At 40.2% G+C, this 16,826-nt stretch carries 14 protein-coding genes; 7 read left to right on the top strand and 7 right to left on the bottom strand.

The window, feature by feature from the left end:
• Nucleotides 1–47 precede the first annotated feature (47 nt).
• Together KUL10_RS01720 and KUL10_RS01715 are read right to left on the bottom strand one after the other, a co-directional pair.
• Nucleotides 48–1,217 carry an isovaleryl-CoA dehydrogenase gene (locus KUL10_RS01720; RefSeq protein WP_110427174.1) on the bottom strand — a complete coding sequence of 390 codons (1,170 nt, stop codon included), beginning with the start codon at nt 1,215–1,217 and terminating at the stop codon, nt 48–50.
• Complete coding sequence (locus tag KUL10_RS01715) at nt 1,214–1,615, bottom strand: MerR family DNA-binding transcriptional regulator (protein ID WP_110427173.1); 402 nt, start codon at nt 1,613–1,615, stop codon at nt 1,214–1,216. Before KUL10_RS01715 ends, KUL10_RS01720 begins: the two co-directional genes overlap by 4 nt.
• A 177-nt stretch (nt 1,616–1,792) precedes the next feature.
• Between KUL10_RS01715 and KUL10_RS01710 the strand changes: the two genes are divergently transcribed.
• On the top strand, nt 1,793–2,968 hold the full coding sequence (locus KUL10_RS01710; protein WP_110427172.1) for an acetyl-CoA C-acyltransferase: 1,176 nt from the start codon (nt 1,793–1,795) through the stop codon (nt 2,966–2,968).
• A 36-nt stretch (nt 2,969–3,004) separates the two neighbouring features.
• Here the strand turns inward: KUL10_RS01710 and KUL10_RS01705 are convergent, their stop codons facing one another.
• The 3 genes from KUL10_RS01705 to sbcB form a co-directional block, all read right to left on the bottom strand.
• Complete coding sequence (locus tag KUL10_RS01705; protein ID WP_110427171.1) at nt 3,005–4,648, bottom strand: DUF342 domain-containing protein; 1,644 nt, start codon at nt 4,646–4,648, stop codon at nt 3,005–3,007.
• Nucleotides 4,649–4,724: 76 nt separating this feature from the next.
• A complete protein-coding gene (locus KUL10_RS18760) occupies nt 4,725–5,486 on the bottom strand; it encodes a hypothetical protein (RefSeq protein WP_233499686.1) in 762 nt (253 codons plus the stop codon).
• 26 nt (nt 5,487–5,512) lie between these two features.
• Entirely contained in the window at nt 5,513–6,175 is a 663-nt protein-coding gene (gene sbcB, locus KUL10_RS18755; RefSeq protein ID WP_233499667.1) for an exodeoxyribonuclease I, read from the bottom strand.
• 413 nt (nt 6,176–6,588) lie between these two features.
• Between sbcB and KUL10_RS01695 the strand changes: the two genes are divergently transcribed.
• From KUL10_RS01695 to KUL10_RS01680, 4 genes are all read left to right on the top strand, one after another.
• Nucleotides 6,589–6,882: a hypothetical protein gene (locus KUL10_RS01695; RefSeq protein WP_110427170.1), complete on the top strand. Its 294-nt coding sequence runs from the start codon at nt 6,589–6,591 to the stop codon at nt 6,880–6,882.
• A 90-nt stretch (nt 6,883–6,972) separates the two neighbouring features.
• Nucleotides 6,973–7,995 carry an isoaspartyl peptidase/L-asparaginase family protein gene (locus tag KUL10_RS01690; protein WP_110427581.1) on the top strand — a complete coding sequence of 341 codons (1,023 nt, stop codon included), beginning with the start codon at nt 6,973–6,975 and terminating at the stop codon, nt 7,993–7,995.
• 208 nt (nt 7,996–8,203) lie between these two features.
• The gene (gene hrpA, locus KUL10_RS01685) at nt 8,204–12,091 is read left to right on the top strand and encodes an ATP-dependent RNA helicase HrpA (protein WP_110427169.1); all 3,888 of its coding nucleotides are present in this window, start codon (nt 8,204–8,206) and stop codon (nt 12,089–12,091) included.
• Between the two features lie 73 nt (nt 12,092–12,164).
• Nucleotides 12,165–12,467, top strand: coding sequence for a PilZ domain-containing protein (locus tag KUL10_RS01680; protein ID WP_110427168.1), 303 nt, complete (start codon nt 12,165–12,167; stop codon nt 12,465–12,467).
• A gap of 161 nt (nt 12,468–12,628) precedes the next feature.
• Here KUL10_RS01680 and KUL10_RS01675 read toward each other — a convergent pair whose 3' ends face one another.
• Both KUL10_RS01675 and rnhA read right to left on the bottom strand, forming a co-directional pair.
• Nucleotides 12,629–13,813, bottom strand: coding sequence for a class I SAM-dependent rRNA methyltransferase (locus tag KUL10_RS01675; protein WP_110427167.1), 1,185 nt, complete (start codon nt 13,811–13,813; stop codon nt 12,629–12,631).
• A gap of 25 nt (nt 13,814–13,838) precedes the next feature.
• Nucleotides 13,839–14,306 (bottom strand): ribonuclease HI, encoded by a 468-nt coding sequence (gene rnhA, locus KUL10_RS01670; protein ID WP_110427166.1) that lies wholly within the window; start codon nt 14,304–14,306, stop codon nt 13,839–13,841.
• A gap of 175 nt (nt 14,307–14,481) precedes the next feature.
• On the opposite strand from rnhA, the gene dnaQ reads away from it, so the two are divergent.
• Together dnaQ and KUL10_RS01660 are read left to right on the top strand one after the other, a co-directional pair.
• Nucleotides 14,482–15,186, top strand: coding sequence for a DNA polymerase III subunit epsilon (gene dnaQ / locus KUL10_RS01665; protein ID WP_110427165.1), 705 nt, complete (start codon nt 14,482–14,484; stop codon nt 15,184–15,186).
• A gap of 19 nt (nt 15,187–15,205) precedes the next feature.
• Nucleotides 15,206–16,726, top strand: coding sequence for a TIGR03503 family protein (locus KUL10_RS01660; protein WP_233499666.1), 1,521 nt, complete (start codon nt 15,206–15,208; stop codon nt 16,724–16,726).
• Nucleotides 16,727–16,826: the final 100 nt, after the last annotated feature.

The raw sequence follows: 16,826 nt of genomic DNA, 5'->3' as shown, positions 1-16,826 counted from the left end.
AAGCCGAGCTCACGCTCGACTTAAAATAATAGGCTAAAAAAGGAAATTTACTTAGATTCTTTGAAAAGTTCGCGACCAATAAGCATACGACGAATCTCTGAAGTACCTGCACCAATCTCATAGAGTTTCGCATCTCTTAACAAACGACCTGTTGGGTACTCGTTGATATAGCCATTGCCGCCTAACAATTGAATGGCATCCAATGCCATTTTGGTAGCAAGTTCAGCTGAGTACAAAATTGCACCCGCTGCATCTTTGCGGGTTGTTTCACCTCTGTCACATGAACGAGCAACTGCATAAACATAGGCTCTAGCAGCGTTCATTTGTGTATACATATCAGCGACTTTGCCTTGTACTAATTGAAACTGACCAATCGACTGGCCAAACTGCTGTCTGTCGTGGATATAAGGGACAACCACATCCATACATGCCTGCATGATGCCCAAGGGGCCACCTGAAAGCACTAATCGCTCGTAGTCTAAACCGCGCATTAGTACAGCAACACCGCCGCCGATGTTTCCGATTATATTTTCTTTGGGTACTACACAATCTTCAAAGACTAGCTCACACGTGTTTGAACTACGCATGCCTAATTTGTCTAGCTTTTGCGCTTGCGAAAAGCCTTTGCTTCCTTTTTCAACGATAAAGGCAGTGATTCCTTTAGGGCCAGCATTGACATCAGTTTTTGCATAAATCACAAATACATGAGCGTCTGGTCCGTTAGTGATCCACATTTTATTACCATTCAAGACAAAGTGGTCGCCTTTATCATCGGCTCTCAATTTCATACTAACTACATCAGAGCCAGCGTTAGGTTCGCTCATTGCAAGGGCACCAATGTGTTCTCCAGATACAAGCTTGGGAAGATATTTTGCTTTTTGTTCAGCATTCCCGTTTTTTGCGATCTGATTGACGCATAGATTACTGTGAGCACCGTAGCTTAATCCTATTCCTGCAGATGCTCGGCTAATCTCTTCCATAGCAATTGTATGTGCGAGGTAGCCCATGTTTGAACCGCCGTATTCTTCGTCGACAGTCACGCCTAATAAGCCCATTTCACCTAACTTGGGCCAGAGTTGATTCGGGAACTGATTGTTAACATCAGAAGATTCAGCCAATGGCGCAATCTCGCCTTGCGCAAAGTTATAAACGTGGTCTCTGAGCATATCTATTTCTTCGCCTAAACCGAAGTTTAGAGTAGGGTATGGCGCGTTCATTGTTGAATACCTCTTTCTAGTTCATCTAATTCTTCACGACAACGTGCTTCGACGTCATCGAGTTCATTCATTAACATTTGAATATCGTTTAATTGTTGAGTAAGTACAGCACGTTTTTGTTCCGTCAGCGTCAGCATGGTGCGTAACTGAGCTGCAGAGTTTGGATTTGTATCGTAAAGCTCAAACACTTTTTTAATTTCTGCTAACGAAAATCCAAGGCGCTTACCACGCAAGATAAGTTTAAGTCTTACCTTATCTTTATTGCGATAAATTCTGCTTTGGCCTTGCCTTTCTGGGCGCAATAAACCTTGCTCTTCATAAAATCTGATAGACCGTGCTGATATATCAAAGTCTTTTGAAATTTCACCTATCGAAAAGGTTTCTACTGCTTTATCCATTGCAAAATCACACTCAATTCTTTAATAATTGTAATCTGGTTTACGTTTACGTAAACTGCTATTAACGTAAAGGTAAAGTAAAATAAACTTTAAATCAACATAAAAGCAAATAAGTAGCGGTCAGTGACTTGTAAAAGGTGCATGATTGACAATGCGTAACTTCAATTCAGAGGAATAATAATGAGTAAATCAGTGGTAATTGTGTCTGCTAAACGCACGCCCATAGGCGGATTTATGGGCGCTTTAAGTAGCTTGGCTGCGCCAGAATTAGGCGCTCATGCGATAAAAGCGGCAACTGAGAACCTAGATAAAAGCATTGTTGATGAAGTCATCATGGGGTGTGTTTTACCCGCGGGAACCGGGCAATCACCTGCAAGACAAGCGAGTTTAGGTGCTGGTTTGAATTTAGCTACCGGGGTCACAACCATAAATAAAGTGTGTGGCTCGGGTATGAAAGCTGTGATGTTAGCTCATGACTTGATCAAAGCTGAGTCAGCAGAAGCGGTAATTGCTGGCGGTATGGAAAGTATGAGTAATGCGCCATATATCCTTCCAAAAGCACGAGCTGGTTACCGAATGGGGCATGGACAAGTAGTTGACCACATGATGATGGATGGTTTAGAAAATGCCTATGATGGTCAGGCAATGGGGTGTTTTGCTCAAGCGACAGCAGATGAAAAAGGCATTACAAGAGAAGATATGGACAAGTTTGCGCTGTCGTCGCTTGCAAAGGCGACAAACGCAATTTCACAAGCTTCGTTTGCAAATGAAATCTCGCCAATTACGATTAGCGGTCGCAAAGGAAAGACGCTTGTTGATATTGATGAAGGGCCCAACAACGCTAGACCTGAAAAAATTCCTAATCTAAGGCCTGCTTTTAAAAAGGACGGTACGGTTACCGCTGCCAATTCTAGTTCTATATCTGACGGTGCTGCGGCCCTATTAGTGATGAGCGAAGAAAAAGCAATTGCCTTAGGTTTAACTCCCTTAGCAAAAATCGTTGCTCATTCAACACATGCAATTGAACCTGAAAACTTTACCGTGGCGCCAGTAGGCGCAATTCAAAAACTAATGAATAAAACTAAGTGGGATCTTGCTGATGTCGATTTATTTGAGATCAATGAAGCGTTTGCAATGGTCACCATGTTGGCAATATCTGAATTGAATATAGATTCAAATAAAGTCAACATTAATGGGGGAGCTTGTGCGCTTGGGCATCCTATTGGGGCTTCAGGTGCGAGAATTTTAGTCACCTTGTTACATGCGCTTAAAGCACAAGGTAAACAAAAAGGTATTGCGTCTTTGTGCATTGGTGGTGGAGAAGCGACTGCTATTGCGGTAGAAATGCTGTAGCAGATTGATTCTGCTTGTTAGTTCGAAGCTTAAGAACTAGGTAAGTGGGTCGTATTCCCACTTACCATCAACCAGTTTAACGCAACATTTTGGGTATTCTCTTTCTGAGCGCCAATTGCGTTTATTCATCTTAACAATCACGCCTTGAAACAGTTCTTTGTTAGCAATAATTTTTGCATCTTCTTCGTAAGTTACCTTGGCTTTTTCCATTTCAATGTTCATTTTTTCTAGCCAATCAAGTAGCTTTTTCTCAGAATCAAATACTACGTCTGCACGGTCTAACTGTCTTTTTAATGATTCAGGAATGGCTTGTTTATGAATATCTCTGAGTTTTACTTCATGGTCAAAGTTATTGCCTCTAATCGCTCTCAAATGCTTGAGTAATACTTCGTGGCGGTCATTTAATAAATTGATACCTTCGCTATAGTCAATCGTAAGCGAACTTCCTGAGACAGCACCCACACTGCCGGCTCTTACTGTTGAATAACACTTTATATTACTTGCAAAAACAGTTCCCATGGGTTTGTTTATGTCACCCACGGTCACCATTCCTTTGCATTTGATTCTAGAGTAGGCAAGTTGCTTTTGAATATTAACGTGTTTACCTGCGACAATATCAAGCCCTTGCCCATGGGTAACAAAAATACTACCATTTGCGTATAACTTGCAGTCTTCTTCATGCATTTTTCCCATCGCGCCCTCGGTAATAATGATATCACCGCCAGCTCTAAGCGTTGCAGATTCAACAAAGCCGTTGATTGTAATATCACCTTTTGCAACTACAACCATGCTTTCTTTGACGTCACCATTAACGATAACCGCTCCTTCATAATCGATATTGCCTGTGCCAACGTTGACACCTTTGGATTCGAAGGTGTCATCTACGGTCATCTTACCCTCTTCAAACTTTGGTTGCCCTGTGACTGAAGCGATAATGAGATTTTTATCTTTTTTACTTACTTCAGTATTGTTACCAAGCTTGAATTCTTTCCAATCGCCCGACTCAGCTTTAAGTGGCGCACCAGTAACGGTAAAGCCTTCTCGACCTTTCGATGGGGGCATGTTGCGTGCTACTGGTTGTTTCGCTTGAACACATGATATTTCACCTAGGTTGCGCATATCTGCTTTTCCTTCTTCATCAAGCTTGGGCTTAAGCACGCGATCAAGCGCATTGGGCACTAAGGGCTTAATGTAAGACGGTTTACCTTTTCTCGAAGGTAAACCTTTGGCAACTTGTTCAGTCATTTCAGTGCCAGGAGAGGCTTCGCTTGCTTGTTTCATCAGAGCAGCGATTTTTTTTGTACTAATACCTCGTTTTACGCCTTGTTGGTGTAGTAACTTTACACAACTTTGAACCGATGGAATTGCACCAGCGTGAGGGGCTTCAATCTTTATACTTGCAGCCATTTGATCATCGGCAATTTTAATTAGAATATCCGCGTCTCTGATTTCACCAATTGTGCCTTCAATAGCATCCATCATATCTTCTGCTTTAGCAGCATTGACTCTTTCGCAAAGTATATCAATGGCATTAGTCAGCAAGAAAAAGACATTGAACTCGCTTTGACCGATGTATTCTTTCAACGGCTCAGGTTTCATTACATCTTCAAATAGCAACGGGTCTACAGATATATGCAGTTGTTTACCACTAGATATTGTCGAAAGCGTTATTCCTTTCATAAAACCTTTTTGTTTGTTGGCTAAGAACTAAGTATTAAGTATTAGTTGTTTAATGTAAATAAAGAGCAATATCGTTTTAATATATACTGACTAAATATTGTTCTAGGTCTCTTAAAATCCTAATTTTTTTGGGGTTTTGCTCATATCTACCGCTCAAATCTATTAACGTTTGTTGAAACTCATGTACTGATAAACAAGTCTTTTTTGAACCATCTGTAAAACGCATATGTCGATGACGTTGCCACTTTTCAATTTCACTTGAATCAAGTGTACTTGGAAAGTTTCTGGCTCTATACCTAAATAGTTGAGAGCGCATATGAGCAGATAACTCATTCTCTAAGGTAATTAATTGCTTAGGTTCACAAGTTTGAATTTTCTTTAACATCACTTTATCGGCCGAATCTAGAAAACCTCTACTATATAAACTTCCATCAATATCCTCAGGTTCCAGTGGGGCGTTTGATTCAAAGATATTTGAAAGTTTTACAACAAGTTGACCGCTCGTAACACTCTCTTTCTGTATCGCTCTTAAGTGTTCACGACAGTTTCCTAAATCTAGCTTGCATCGCTGTGCGATCTCTTCTGTCATTACTTTAGAAGAAACAAGGAACGGTGATTTGTTAGCGTGAATCACTTTAATACCCGGGCGCTGTTCAAATGGAATTGCGGAAGCATATAGCCTTTCTTTAATCGTATCTGCTTCTAAATCAAATATGTCGACCGGGTTGATGCGTAAATCTAAACAAATAATGGCGTTATTATTTATAGGATGAGGACATATTGGCACCACCAGCGTTGTACACGCATAATTAGGACTGATGCTACCGCTGGTGTAGATAAGTGGTGTTTTAAGGTCAAAGCTAATTAACGTGTTAACCTTTGTTTTTTTCGTAAGTCATAATAGTAATCGAACAGTTTGGGTTGTGCTTCTTTTAATCGTTTAGCAAATTCTATTGTCGCCTTTACATCTGAGATAGCATCGTGAGCATCTTGGTGCTCAATTCCGTTTGCTTTGCTTAATTCCTCCAATTTGAAACTGGGGGTTCCGTTATCTTTTTTAGGCCAAACGAGCCCATCAGGTCTAAGCGCATAACAAGCCCTTGCTAAATCTATGAGGTCCCAACGACTGTTTTGATTTGAATATTCTCGAGCGTAAGGATCAAAGAAATTGCGATAAAAAAGGTGACGACTAACTTCATCATCAAATTTAATGCTGTTATATCCCAATGTGCATGTATTCGCTTGGCTCATTAGACGGTTTATTTTAGCTGCGAATTCAGCTTCGATTAAACCGTCGCGAAGGCTTTGCTGTGGAGTAATCCCCGTCACTAAACACGCCTCTGGATGTGGCAGATAATCGTTTGGAATTTGACAATAATATGAAATGGGTTTTCCTATTATTTCTAAATTTTCATCTGTGCGAATGGCTGCAAATTGACAAGGAAAATCGAAACGTGGATCGACTCCCCAAGTTTCATAATCATGAAATAAAAAGGTGGCGTTATTGGAAGTCAAAAAATTGCTCATTTATTAAACCAACGGAAAGTTTAACATGACTTGGTGCACGGAACATATAGATGTTCCGTGTGCTGAAATTTTATTATGTAAACAACAATTAAAACTTTATAAGCACTCATTGCTTGTGCGAGTTGATTGTTAAGTTGTTGATATACATTATTTATTTTATTTTTTGAACGCTTACATATTGTTTTAACTATATATTATTAAAACACTCAATTTATTGCTGGCTAGAATATTTTTAAATAACAAAACTGACGTCAATATTATGACGCACACTTCAGTCTATGAGCCCCCGATGATGCCGTTTTTCAAATAATTAATTGGACTATAAAATGTGTTTTATATTTCATTTGTCAATAAAGGTATTTGAGAAATTGCAGCTAACATTGTTGTACAACAACGAACGAGGAAGCGTCAAAATGGCTAATATAAATAGACAAAATGCTCTATTCAAATCCAATAAGCAAAGGCAACTTGGAAAAGGATTAGACGCGTCACAGATTACGATTGTTAGAAACAATACAATCAATATTGCCTCTTCGGATATTGTCCCATTTTTCTCGGTGAGAAAATTACGCGTTATATACAACGAACTTCAGGGAAACAATGAATTTAAATTTAATTCTTTCGAAGCTTTCAAGCAGGATGTTTTATCCTCGATAGCCCCTCAACTAGAACTAAACCGTTGGGAGTCTATAGCTTCTAGACGATAAGGCTTTTAGCTGTTCACAATTCTTTAGTATGTAGACAAGGTGACCCAATACCGTTAAATTAATTTGATTGCTCTTTTATTGGGTCTCTTTATGTCTAGTTTTTACAAAAATTTTGTACTCGCGCTTTTACTTTTTCCTTTCATTTCAATCTTTGCTAACGAAGGCGATCAGAGTATTGCAATCGCGGTTCATGGTGGAGCGGGCACTATAAAAAAAGCCAATCTAAGTGATGCTCAAGATAAAGCCTATCGACTGGCCATGAAACAGGCAGCTGAATTAGGCTATCAACTTTTAAAAGAAGGTAAGAGTGGTGAAGATGCCGTTGTTGAAGCTATCAAACTGCTAGAGTTATCCCCTTTGTTTAATGCGGGTGTCGGCGCTGTCTATACGTATGAAGGTCAGCATGAACTAGATGCCTCAATTATGCACGGAAAACACCTAAATGCAGGTGCAGTAGCAGGTGTTAAACATATTAAAAGCCCGATTGAAGCCGCGCGTCTTGTGATGAATGAATCAGTGCACGTTATGCTAACAGGAAAGGGAGCAGAGGAATTTGCATTTAAACACAAGATCGAACGTGTTGATAACAATGTGTTTAATACAAAGAGAAGACTCGAAGCGCTTGAAAAAGCAAGGTTGAAAATAAAGCAAAGCGAACAAGCTTTTTATCTCGACAACAGTGTGAATGATTTTAAATTTGGTACTGTTGGCGTGGTAGTACTAGATAAAATGGGCAATTTAGTGGCAGGCACCTCGACTGGAGGAATGACTGCTAAACGCTACGGAAGAGTGGGTGACTCTCCGATCATCGGCGCAGGTACCTATGCTGATAATCAAAGTTGTGCCGTTTCTGCAACTGGGCATGGTGAATTTTTTATAAGATACAACGTTGCCGCTGATATCTGTGCGCGTATGAAATATCAAGGTGTTAGTTTGGCAGAAGCTAGTGATGCAGTGATCAATACCGTGTTGAAAAATGCAGGTGGAGATGGCGGTGTAGTAGCGATTGATAGCAAGGGAAACATTAGCATGCCGTTTAATACAGAAGGTATGTATCGAGCAAGTATCGACACTAATGGCAAATTAACTGTCGCGATTTATAACGACGAATAGAAAAATATAGCTACGCATAAAATTCGACTAATACTATGGGGGGGTGCGTTTCAATATTACTACTTGATCATTCATTTTTGTTTTGCATGATCTAAATGCACGTATCTTTGATAAACTAATAGCATTAAGCATTCGAATAGCTCTGACATCATTGATGTGTTTCTAGTGGTTGGGGAGTATTCAAATACCATGAAATTCAAATCAAAATATGCAATTTAAAATTAATGACGCGCTTTCGCGTTGTATGCTTCGAGATAAGCATCGTTTTCTCAACACCTTCAAACGCCTAAATAAACAGGCTGATAGCGACGAGAAGTTAGCTAAATTCGAGCGTTTGCTGCTCGATATTGAAAAATCACAACTGTATTTCAAACAGCGTCAGGAAGCACTTCCTGCTGTAGAATACCCGCAGCTTCCCGTATCGGATAAAAAAGACGATATAAAAGAGCTGATTAACGACAATCAAGTTGTCATCATTGCAGGTGAGACTGGGTCCGGTAAAACCACTCAAATTCCCAAGATGTGTTTAGAGTTAGGCCGAGGTGTGGCTGGCTTTATTGGCCATACACAACCCAGAAGATTGGCAGCTCGAAGCGTTGCAACTCGAATCGCAGAAGAATTGAAAACTGAAGTCGGGCAGGGCGTCGGTTTTAAAGTACGTTTTAGCGATCAAGTCAGTGATACCAGTCACATTAAATTGATGACCGATGGAATACTGCTAGCCGAAATTCAGCAAGATAAATATTTAAATCAATATGACACAATCATCATTGATGAAGCTCACGAGCGCAGCTTAAACATCGATTTTTTATTAGGCTATTTTAAACAGCTATTGCCAAAACGTCCTGATTTAAAGTTAATCATTACATCTGCAACCATCGACCCAGAGCGCTTTTCAAAGCATTTTAATGATGCTCCGATTATTCAGGTGAGTGGGCGAACTTATCCCGTTGAGATTCGATATCAAGCACCCTCTGATCAAAAGGACAGTGACCAGATTAGCGAAATTATTCATGCAGTCGATCAGCTTATGCATGAAAAGCCGGGTGATATTTTGGTGTTTTTAAGCGGTGAAAGAGACATACGAGACACACAAGATGCATTGATCAAGCGTCAGTATCGCGCAACTGAAATTGTGCCTTTATTCGCTCGCCTGTCGGCCAGCGAGCAAAATAAAATATTCCAAGCGCATACCGGCAGACGAATCGTGCTCGCGACAAACGTGGCTGAAACTTCGTTGACAGTGCCGGGCATAAAGTACGTTATCGACCCTGGTTGGGTGCGTATATCTCGCTACAGTCCGCGCAACAAAATTCAAAGACTTCCTATTGAGCCTATTTCACAAGCTTCGGCTAATCAGCGCGCAGGACGTTGTGGTCGAGTCTCAGATGGTATTTGTATTCGCCTTTATTCAGAAGATGATTTCAATTCAAGGTCTGAGTTTACCGATCCTGAAATTATTCGAACCCATTTGTCATCCGTTATTCTGCAAATGCTTGCTTTAGGCTTGGGTGAAATCAAACACTTTCCCTTTATACAACCACCCGATGACAAAAATATACAGGATGGCTTAAAGTTACTAGAAGAGCTACAAGCACTTACGCGAGATGCTAAAACTGGGTTACGACTAACCGATGCTGGGCGCAAAATGTCAAGGCTTCCAATTGACCCGCGCTACGCTCGAATGGTCATCGAAGCCAGTAAAAATAATAGTGTAAGAGAAGTGATTATTGTGACTTCAGGTTTGAGTATTCAAGATCCAAGAGAGAGACCGCTCGATAAACAACAAGCCGCTGATGAGAAGCATTCAGAATTTGCTGATAAAGACTCCGACTTTTTGAGTATCTTAAATTTATGGGAAAGCTTTACGAGTGAGCAAAAATCGCTGACCAATAACCAATTGCGCAAATGGTGCAAAACGCACTTTATCCACTACATGCGCATGCGCGAATGGCAAGATATTGTCAGTCAACTCAAAAAATCACTGGTTGAGATTGGCTATCGCTTAAATTCAGAACCTGCGGATTACACCGCTATTCATAGCGCAATTGCCAGTGGCTTACTTTCACAAATAGGCATGAAAGATACTAATCGTGAGTATCTAGGAGCGCGAAACATTAAGTTTATGGCGTTTCCAGGTTCGCCATTGAGCAAGCAGCAGCCCAAGTGGTTGATGGCGGCTGAATTAGTTGAAACCTCTAAACTCTACGCAAGAACACTGGCAAAGGTTGATACCAAGTGGATTGAACCGCTTGCTCAACATTTAGTGAATAAGAATTACAGTGAACCGCACTGGAGTAAAAAGCGCGGTGCTGTGATGGCGTATATGACACAAACTTTATACGGCATTCCTATTGTCAATCGACGGTTGGTTAATTATTCAAATATTGATCCAGCAATATGCCGTGAAATCTTTGTGCGAGAAGGGCTTGTTCAAAATCAGACTCAATTAAACTATGCGTTTTTACGCAAAAATCAATCCTTGATAGAAGAAATTGAATTACTTGAGCACAAATCGAGAAGACGTGACATCTTGGTAGATGAAGATGATTTGGTTGGTTTCTATTTAGAACTGCTCCCTGAGCATGTTTGTAGCGATGTTAGCTTTAAAAAATGGTGGAGTAAAACGCTCAACAAAACACCCGATTTATTGTTGTTTGATCCAGAGTCACTATTAAAGAAAGACACCAGTTCTATTCAGGCGATTGACTACCCTGACCATTGGAAACAGGGAAATTTGCGTCTTCCTTTAAGCTATGAATTTGAACCCAACAGTGAATTTGATGGCGTGTGTTTGCATATTCCACTACCGCTTTTAAACCAAGTGAAAGATATTGGCTTTGATTGGTTAGTACCGGGCTTTAGGCATGAATTAATCGTTGCATTGATAAAATCGTTGCCAAAACGTTTAAGACGTAACTTTGTTCCCGCGCCTAATTTTGCTGACGCCTGTTTAGCGGATATTTCGCCAGTTAACGACAACGGTGCACCTACCTTACTGATTGAACAAATCATGCAAAAACTGCTAAAAATGACAGGTGTACGATTGCAAGTTGAAGACTTTGATTTGTCTGCTCTTGCCAGTCACTTAAGTTTTAATTTTACAATAGTTGACGAAAACAATCAGTTAATTGAGCGCGGCAAATCGCTTGTTGGCCTGCAAGACAAACTCAGTGGCAAGGTTAAACAGACTTTTACCAAAGTGGCGACGCCAGATTTGGAAAGGCAGGGGTTGACTCAATGGGACTTTGATAATTTGCCGAGCTCATTCGAGAAGAAACATGCGGGTTTTGAGATAAAAGCATTTCCGGCGCTCGTGGTGAAAAATAATAAAGTTGATATTGTGCTCTTAGACGATGAGCATGAGGCGGTCACTAAGCATCGCCTAGGTGTTTATCATCTGATTAAGCAAACCGTGCCATCGCCGCTAAAATATTTACAGGAAAAGCTCCCCAATAAAGCTAAGCTTGGTCTCTATTTTAATCCATTTGGTCAAGTGAAATATTTAATTGATGACATCATTATGGCAAGTATTGCGGCTATGGTTACTGAATTAGAGACAAGCATTTCAGGTAGTATCAGGGACAAAAAGGCATTTGAGCAAGCTTGTGATATCGTTAAAGAAAATATCAATGATAGGGCTTATGACATCGCGCTCAAAATTGAAAAAGGATTAACAACCGCACACAGCGTTCAAAAACAATGCAAAGGCAATATACCCTTAAACATGCTTAATAATGTGGGAGCAATTAAGGCTCAGTTGAATCGCTTGGTTTATAAAGGCTTTGTGTTTGATTTGGGAGAGTCGCGCCTTGATGATTGGAATCGCTATGTAAAGGCACTCGCCGTGCGCAGTGAAAAGTTAAAAGTGGATGTCAATCGAGACAGACTCAACCAATTAGAGGTGGATAAAGCGCAAACTAAGTTCGAAGTTGCTTTACAAAAATATAAGCATGCAGAGTCGCCACCAGATGGTCTTAAAGAAGTTGAGTGGATGATCGAAGAGCTAAAAGTATCCCTATTTGCTCAACAATTAGGCACTGCTTATCCGATTTCAGTTAAGCGAATTGAAAATAAATTAAGTGAATACTCCTGATATGTTGACATATTGTTAATACATCAATATAAAGTATGAGTTGTTACGTTTTTTTGCAGTGAGAGGAAGCACAATGTTAGGTTACGACGATAAACGCAATTTTTACCGAATGATGATTAATTCTCCGTGTTCAGTGACCCTAGCTGATGATCCTACCAAAGCATCGATGAGTGCAGTTTGCAAAGATATTAGTGCAACAGGTATGTCGGTTGAAATGGGTGAGGTATCACTTGAGTTAGGCACACTTCTTGAAATTTCTATCGAATCTAATAGCGACCAAATCCCTTCGTTAAATGCTAAGGCTAAAGTAGTAAGATGCGACAGCATTGACGATGGTGCTTACTTGGTTGGTGTTGAAATTAGTGAGATGAATTAAGCTATTTCTGCTCGTTAAACTCTGTGTTTGTTTAACTTTAATGGTGACGTTACGAGATTTCCGCTGACGCGGAGATCTCGTGGTTTATTGGAGTTAATGTGGGTTTTGGAGATGACGCGTTGGTTTGGTCGACTGGTTAGTCACAAACTACTAGGGTTTAATCAAACTCGGCAAACCAAACCTTTCAGATAGTATCCTTCAGGAAACGCAGTTGAGACTGGGTGATCTTCGTCTTGTTCTAGGCGCTTTATAATTTGAGCTTCGATTTGTGCATCGAGCGCACCGTCCGCAACGATCTTTTGAAATAAGTCAGCAGGCATAAGACCTGAGCAGCTGAAGGTCAACAAATAACCACCTTTGTTTAATAAACCAAACGCCAAACGATTAATGTCTTTATAGCCGCGTGCCGCTCTATTTAAATTGTGTTTACTATCGACAAACTTTGGTGGGTCCAAAATGATTACATCAAATGTTTTCCCTTCACTTTGATAATTTCTGAGTAACTCAAACACATCGGTTTGAAGGTGCTCAGTGTTTGCTAAAGATAATCCATTGTTTTCAATATTTTGTTTGCTGACTTCAAGTGCTGAGGTCGAGGCATCTACATTAATGACGTGCCTCGCGCCATTCTTTAGCGCATATAAACCAAACGTACCCGTGTAACTAAAGCAATTAAGAACGGTTTTATCCTTACATAACTTGCCTGTATTTAAACGGTTTTGCCTTTGGTCTAGATAAAAACCTGTTTTATGGCCATTGATAAGATCAACATTGATTTTAATTCCGTTTTCTTTGATTTCAATGTTATCTGGAAGTACACCTTTCAATGTCTGAACCAAAGGCTCTAAGCCTTCTTTCTTGCGCACATCTACGTCACTTCGTTCATGGATAATACAATCAGGGAAAATAGACTCGATAGCGCTCACGATTTTGTCACGGTGCTTGTCAGCGCCCGCGCTAAGAAGTTGCATGACAACCACATTTGCGTAAACGTCAATTGTAATACCCGGTAAGCCATCTGATTCAGCAGCAATTAGACGATATGCATCGGTATCGTGAGTATTGATAAGTGACTGACGTTTCTCGTATGCCTGTTTTAATCTAGCTTTGAAAAACACATTGTCGATAGACTGCTGAGAATCAAAGGTCCAAATACGGGCCCTAATTTGTGATTGAGGGGAATATGCCCCTCGCGCTAGCCATTTACCGTCATGGCTCATGATATCAACGGTATCCCCAAGGTTTGCACGCCCTTTTACTTCTTCGACCGCGCTTGCAAAGATCCAAGGGTGTCTACGAAGTAGTGATTTTTCTCTGTCTTTATTCAGTATTAGCTTTGCAGCCATTCTATTACCTTTATATTATATTGAATTAGGGTGTAAAACCTTTGTCTTCAGTTGTTGCATCGTTTTCTGCGGCGTTGCGAGCTAATTCGTCAACACGATCATTTTCGGGGTGACCTGAGTGGCCTTTAACCCAATGCCACTCTATGTTGTGCCGTTTTATCGCGTCATCAAGAAGTTGCCATAAATCCGCATTTTTAACAGGTTTTTTATTTGCGGTTTTCCATCCGTTTCGCTTCCAATTATGGATCCACTGATTTATTCCGTTTTTAACGTATTGGCTGTCAGTAAAAAGATCTACTAGACAGCTTTCTTTTAATGCATTCAATGCCTCAATTGGGGCGAGTAGTTCCATTCGGTTGTTGGTAGTATTGACAAATCCGCCTGCTAATTCCTTTCTGTTACTTTTGTAGATGATCAGCGCACCATACCCACCAGGACCTGGGTTTCCTAAACAAGAACCATCAGTGTAAATCGTCACTTTTTTTTCTGACATCAACTTTTTACCTGTATACGCGAGTTGCACGTTAGCTCGACAGTGTTCGCGTAATTAAATTAAAAATATAAGCGTGCTAGTATACAAGCCCTCTGCAAAATTAGATATCATCAAACGCTAAGCTCATTGAAGTAATCAATGTGCAAAAAAATAGAATTATAATCACAAGGCATTTATGAGACAGATTATTCTAGATACTGAAACTACCGGCATTAATCCAAAGGAAGGGCATCGGATCATCGAAATTGGGTGCGTCGAAATGATTAACCGTAAACTCACTGGAAATACATTTCATGTCTATATCAACCCAGAGCGGGAAGTAGAAGAAGAGGCTATTTCTGTTCACGGCATAACCAACGAGTTTTTGGCCGATAAACCTTTGTTCAAAGATATCTGTGAGGACTTTATTGAGTTTATCAAAGGTGCTCAACTGGTGATCCATAATGCTCCCTTTGATGTCGGGTTTATGGATCACGAATTTGCTATGTGCAAAGCATCCATCAAGAAGACTGAAGAAGTATGCAGTGTTTTAGATACCTTGGTTTTAGCCAGAGAAATGCGTCCAGGACAAAAAAATAACTTGGATGCATTGTGTAAGTTCTATGGTGTTGATAACACGCATCGTACATATCACGGCGCTTTGTTGGATTCAGAAATTCTCGGAGATGTCTATTTATACATGACTGGCGGGCAAACTGCCCTTAGCTGGAATCATGAATCAGAGTCTCAATCTAGCGGGCCTAAAAATCAACCCAGAAAAGTTAACAAAACCGCGTCATTAAAGGTTATCAGAGCTTCTGCCGATGAATTAAGCATTCATGAAGCATATTTAGATAAACTTGAAAAAAAATCAGAGCAAGTTATTTGGCGCCAGACGTAGCCATATAAACGCAAGCAAATTGACTTCCTCAGGAGGATCTTTCCGTTTTTGGCTAGGTCCAGTATTACTATGTGCTCTTCTATTTTTCGCAGCGATTAGTAAACAGAGCGAAGCATTTGAAACTTCAGCAAATAGTGCCCGCCCAGATCAAGTCGTTGCAATAGGAAGTGAATACGAAAATAGCATCCAACTTTTGAATAATCGATTTCGTGTAGATAACGATGTTGACGAAATCACGATGATATTTTTTCGTGAGCAAGGCTCAGCTCCCATCGTGTTAGTTAAACCAGATGGGTCAAAACTCTCCTTAGTACTCGGTCGCGATAATAAAGAGTTTACTTGGTTCGAAACTGATACCTACGACATGATAACCATTAAAAAGCCAATGCCAGGTCCCTGGCAAGCGGTTGGACAAATATTACCGGAAAGCAAATTAATGGTGATTGCCGATATTGGTTTGAATGTTCAGCCAATACCCAGCCCGGTTTATTCTGGTGAGGTCATAAAGCAAACTGCTTCTCTTACTAATGCGGGCCAACCGATAGACTTCACAGCCTTTAGAGATGTCATCATCCTAAATATTGATTTTGTAAGTGCCAACAATCCAAATTATGAAAATTTTGGCCTAGGTGCTCGCCGAGTTGCAAGTTTTCAAGATAACGGAACAGGTTTCGATGAGTATGGAGCAGATGGTGTGTTTACTGGTCAATTTGACCTAAGCATTCCATCGGGTGAATGGCGTCCCACCTTTAGTGTGATAACCCCCATGTATACGCGGGAAATAGTCAATCAAAATGTGGTGTTATTACCTAATCCTATCTTAATAGATGTCATCTTAGATAAAACTGAGGATACCAATGATAATGGTGAGACAGTGCAGTTTGAGAAGGGGGTCCATACAATAACGATCGATGTCAATCGCGATCAAATCGATATGCGCACTCTAATTTACGATGGGACGGTGCGATATCCAAATGGTGAAGTCCAAAATGTTTCATTTACCAATTCAAGTGAAGAAATTAAAAGAATTGAGGTGATAAATAATGATTATGGAACTTATCGTTTTAAAATGACCGCGTATGCAAGTAATCAGCAAGGAAGAGATGTTGTCATAGATGTACCTGAGTTTATATTTAGAACTGAAGCACCACCGCCGCCACCACCAGAACCCACCGAAGAAGAGTTGGCCGCGATTGCTGAAGCAGAGGCTGAAGCAGAGGCAAAAGCACTAGCAGAAATTGAAGCCAACCGCCCAATGACAACACAAGAAATCTTACTCACTGCACTTATGGTAAACGCTATTATTTTGGTTGTTGGTGGCATAGCGTTATTCGTGTTTATGAATATTCGTAATCACCCAAAAGACCACATACTGATAAGAGTAAAAGTAAAATCTTTGAAATTGTTTAAAAAAATAAAAAGCTTGAAAAAGACAAGTTCAAAAGAAGATAAGACCGGTGACAAAGCCAAACAAAAAGATAAAAAGAACGAAAACAAAAGTGAGAAATCCACTTCGAATAAGGAAGCGGAAACCAGTTAAAAAAGCGAATAAGGTTAATTTGGGCTGGATATTGCTTGTTTTTTCAACATACAAATTTTATTGATAAAAAAACCGTTGACTCATTTACTATCTAACCGTA

The sequence above is a fragment of the Glaciecola sp. KUL10 genome (genome assembly GCF_003203515.1).
Taxonomy (GTDB): Bacteria; Pseudomonadota; Gammaproteobacteria; order Enterobacterales; family Alteromonadaceae; genus Glaciecola.
Note: the sequence above shows the minus strand (reverse complement) of the source record. Positions and strands in the feature narration are given on the sequence as shown.

Bases quoted from the DNA above. Each gene is read 5' to 3' on its own strand.
- KUL10_RS01720 (WP_110427174.1), bottom strand. From the start codon at position 1,217: ATGAACGCGCCATACCCTACTCTAAACTTCGGTTTAGGCGAAGAAATA.
- KUL10_RS01715 (WP_110427173.1), bottom strand. From the start codon at position 1,615: ATGGATAAAGCAGTAGAAACCTTTTCGATAGGTGAAATTTCAAAAGAC.
- KUL10_RS01705 (WP_110427171.1), bottom strand. From the start codon at position 4,648: ATGAAAGGAATAACGCTTTCGACAATATCTAGTGGTAAACAACTGCAT.
- sbcB (WP_233499667.1), bottom strand. From the start codon at position 6,175: ATGAGCAATTTTTTGACTTCCAATAACGCCACCTTTTTATTTCATGAT.
- KUL10_RS01695 (WP_110427170.1), top strand. From the start codon at position 6,589: ATGGCTAATATAAATAGACAAAATGCTCTATTCAAATCCAATAAGCAA.
- KUL10_RS01690 (WP_110427581.1), top strand. From the start codon at position 6,973: ATGTCTAGTTTTTACAAAAATTTTGTACTCGCGCTTTTACTTTTTCCT.
- hrpA (WP_110427169.1), top strand. From the start codon at position 8,204: ATGCAATTTAAAATTAATGACGCGCTTTCGCGTTGTATGCTTCGAGAT.
- KUL10_RS01680 (WP_110427168.1), top strand. From the start codon at position 12,165: ATGTTAGGTTACGACGATAAACGCAATTTTTACCGAATGATGATTAAT.
- KUL10_RS01675 (WP_110427167.1), bottom strand. From the start codon at position 13,813: ATGGCTGCAAAGCTAATACTGAATAAAGACAGAGAAAAATCACTACTT.
- rnhA (WP_110427166.1), bottom strand. From the start codon at position 14,306: ATGTCAGAAAAAAAAGTGACGATTTACACTGATGGTTCTTGTTTAGGA.
- dnaQ (WP_110427165.1), top strand. From the start codon at position 14,482: ATGAGACAGATTATTCTAGATACTGAAACTACCGGCATTAATCCAAAG.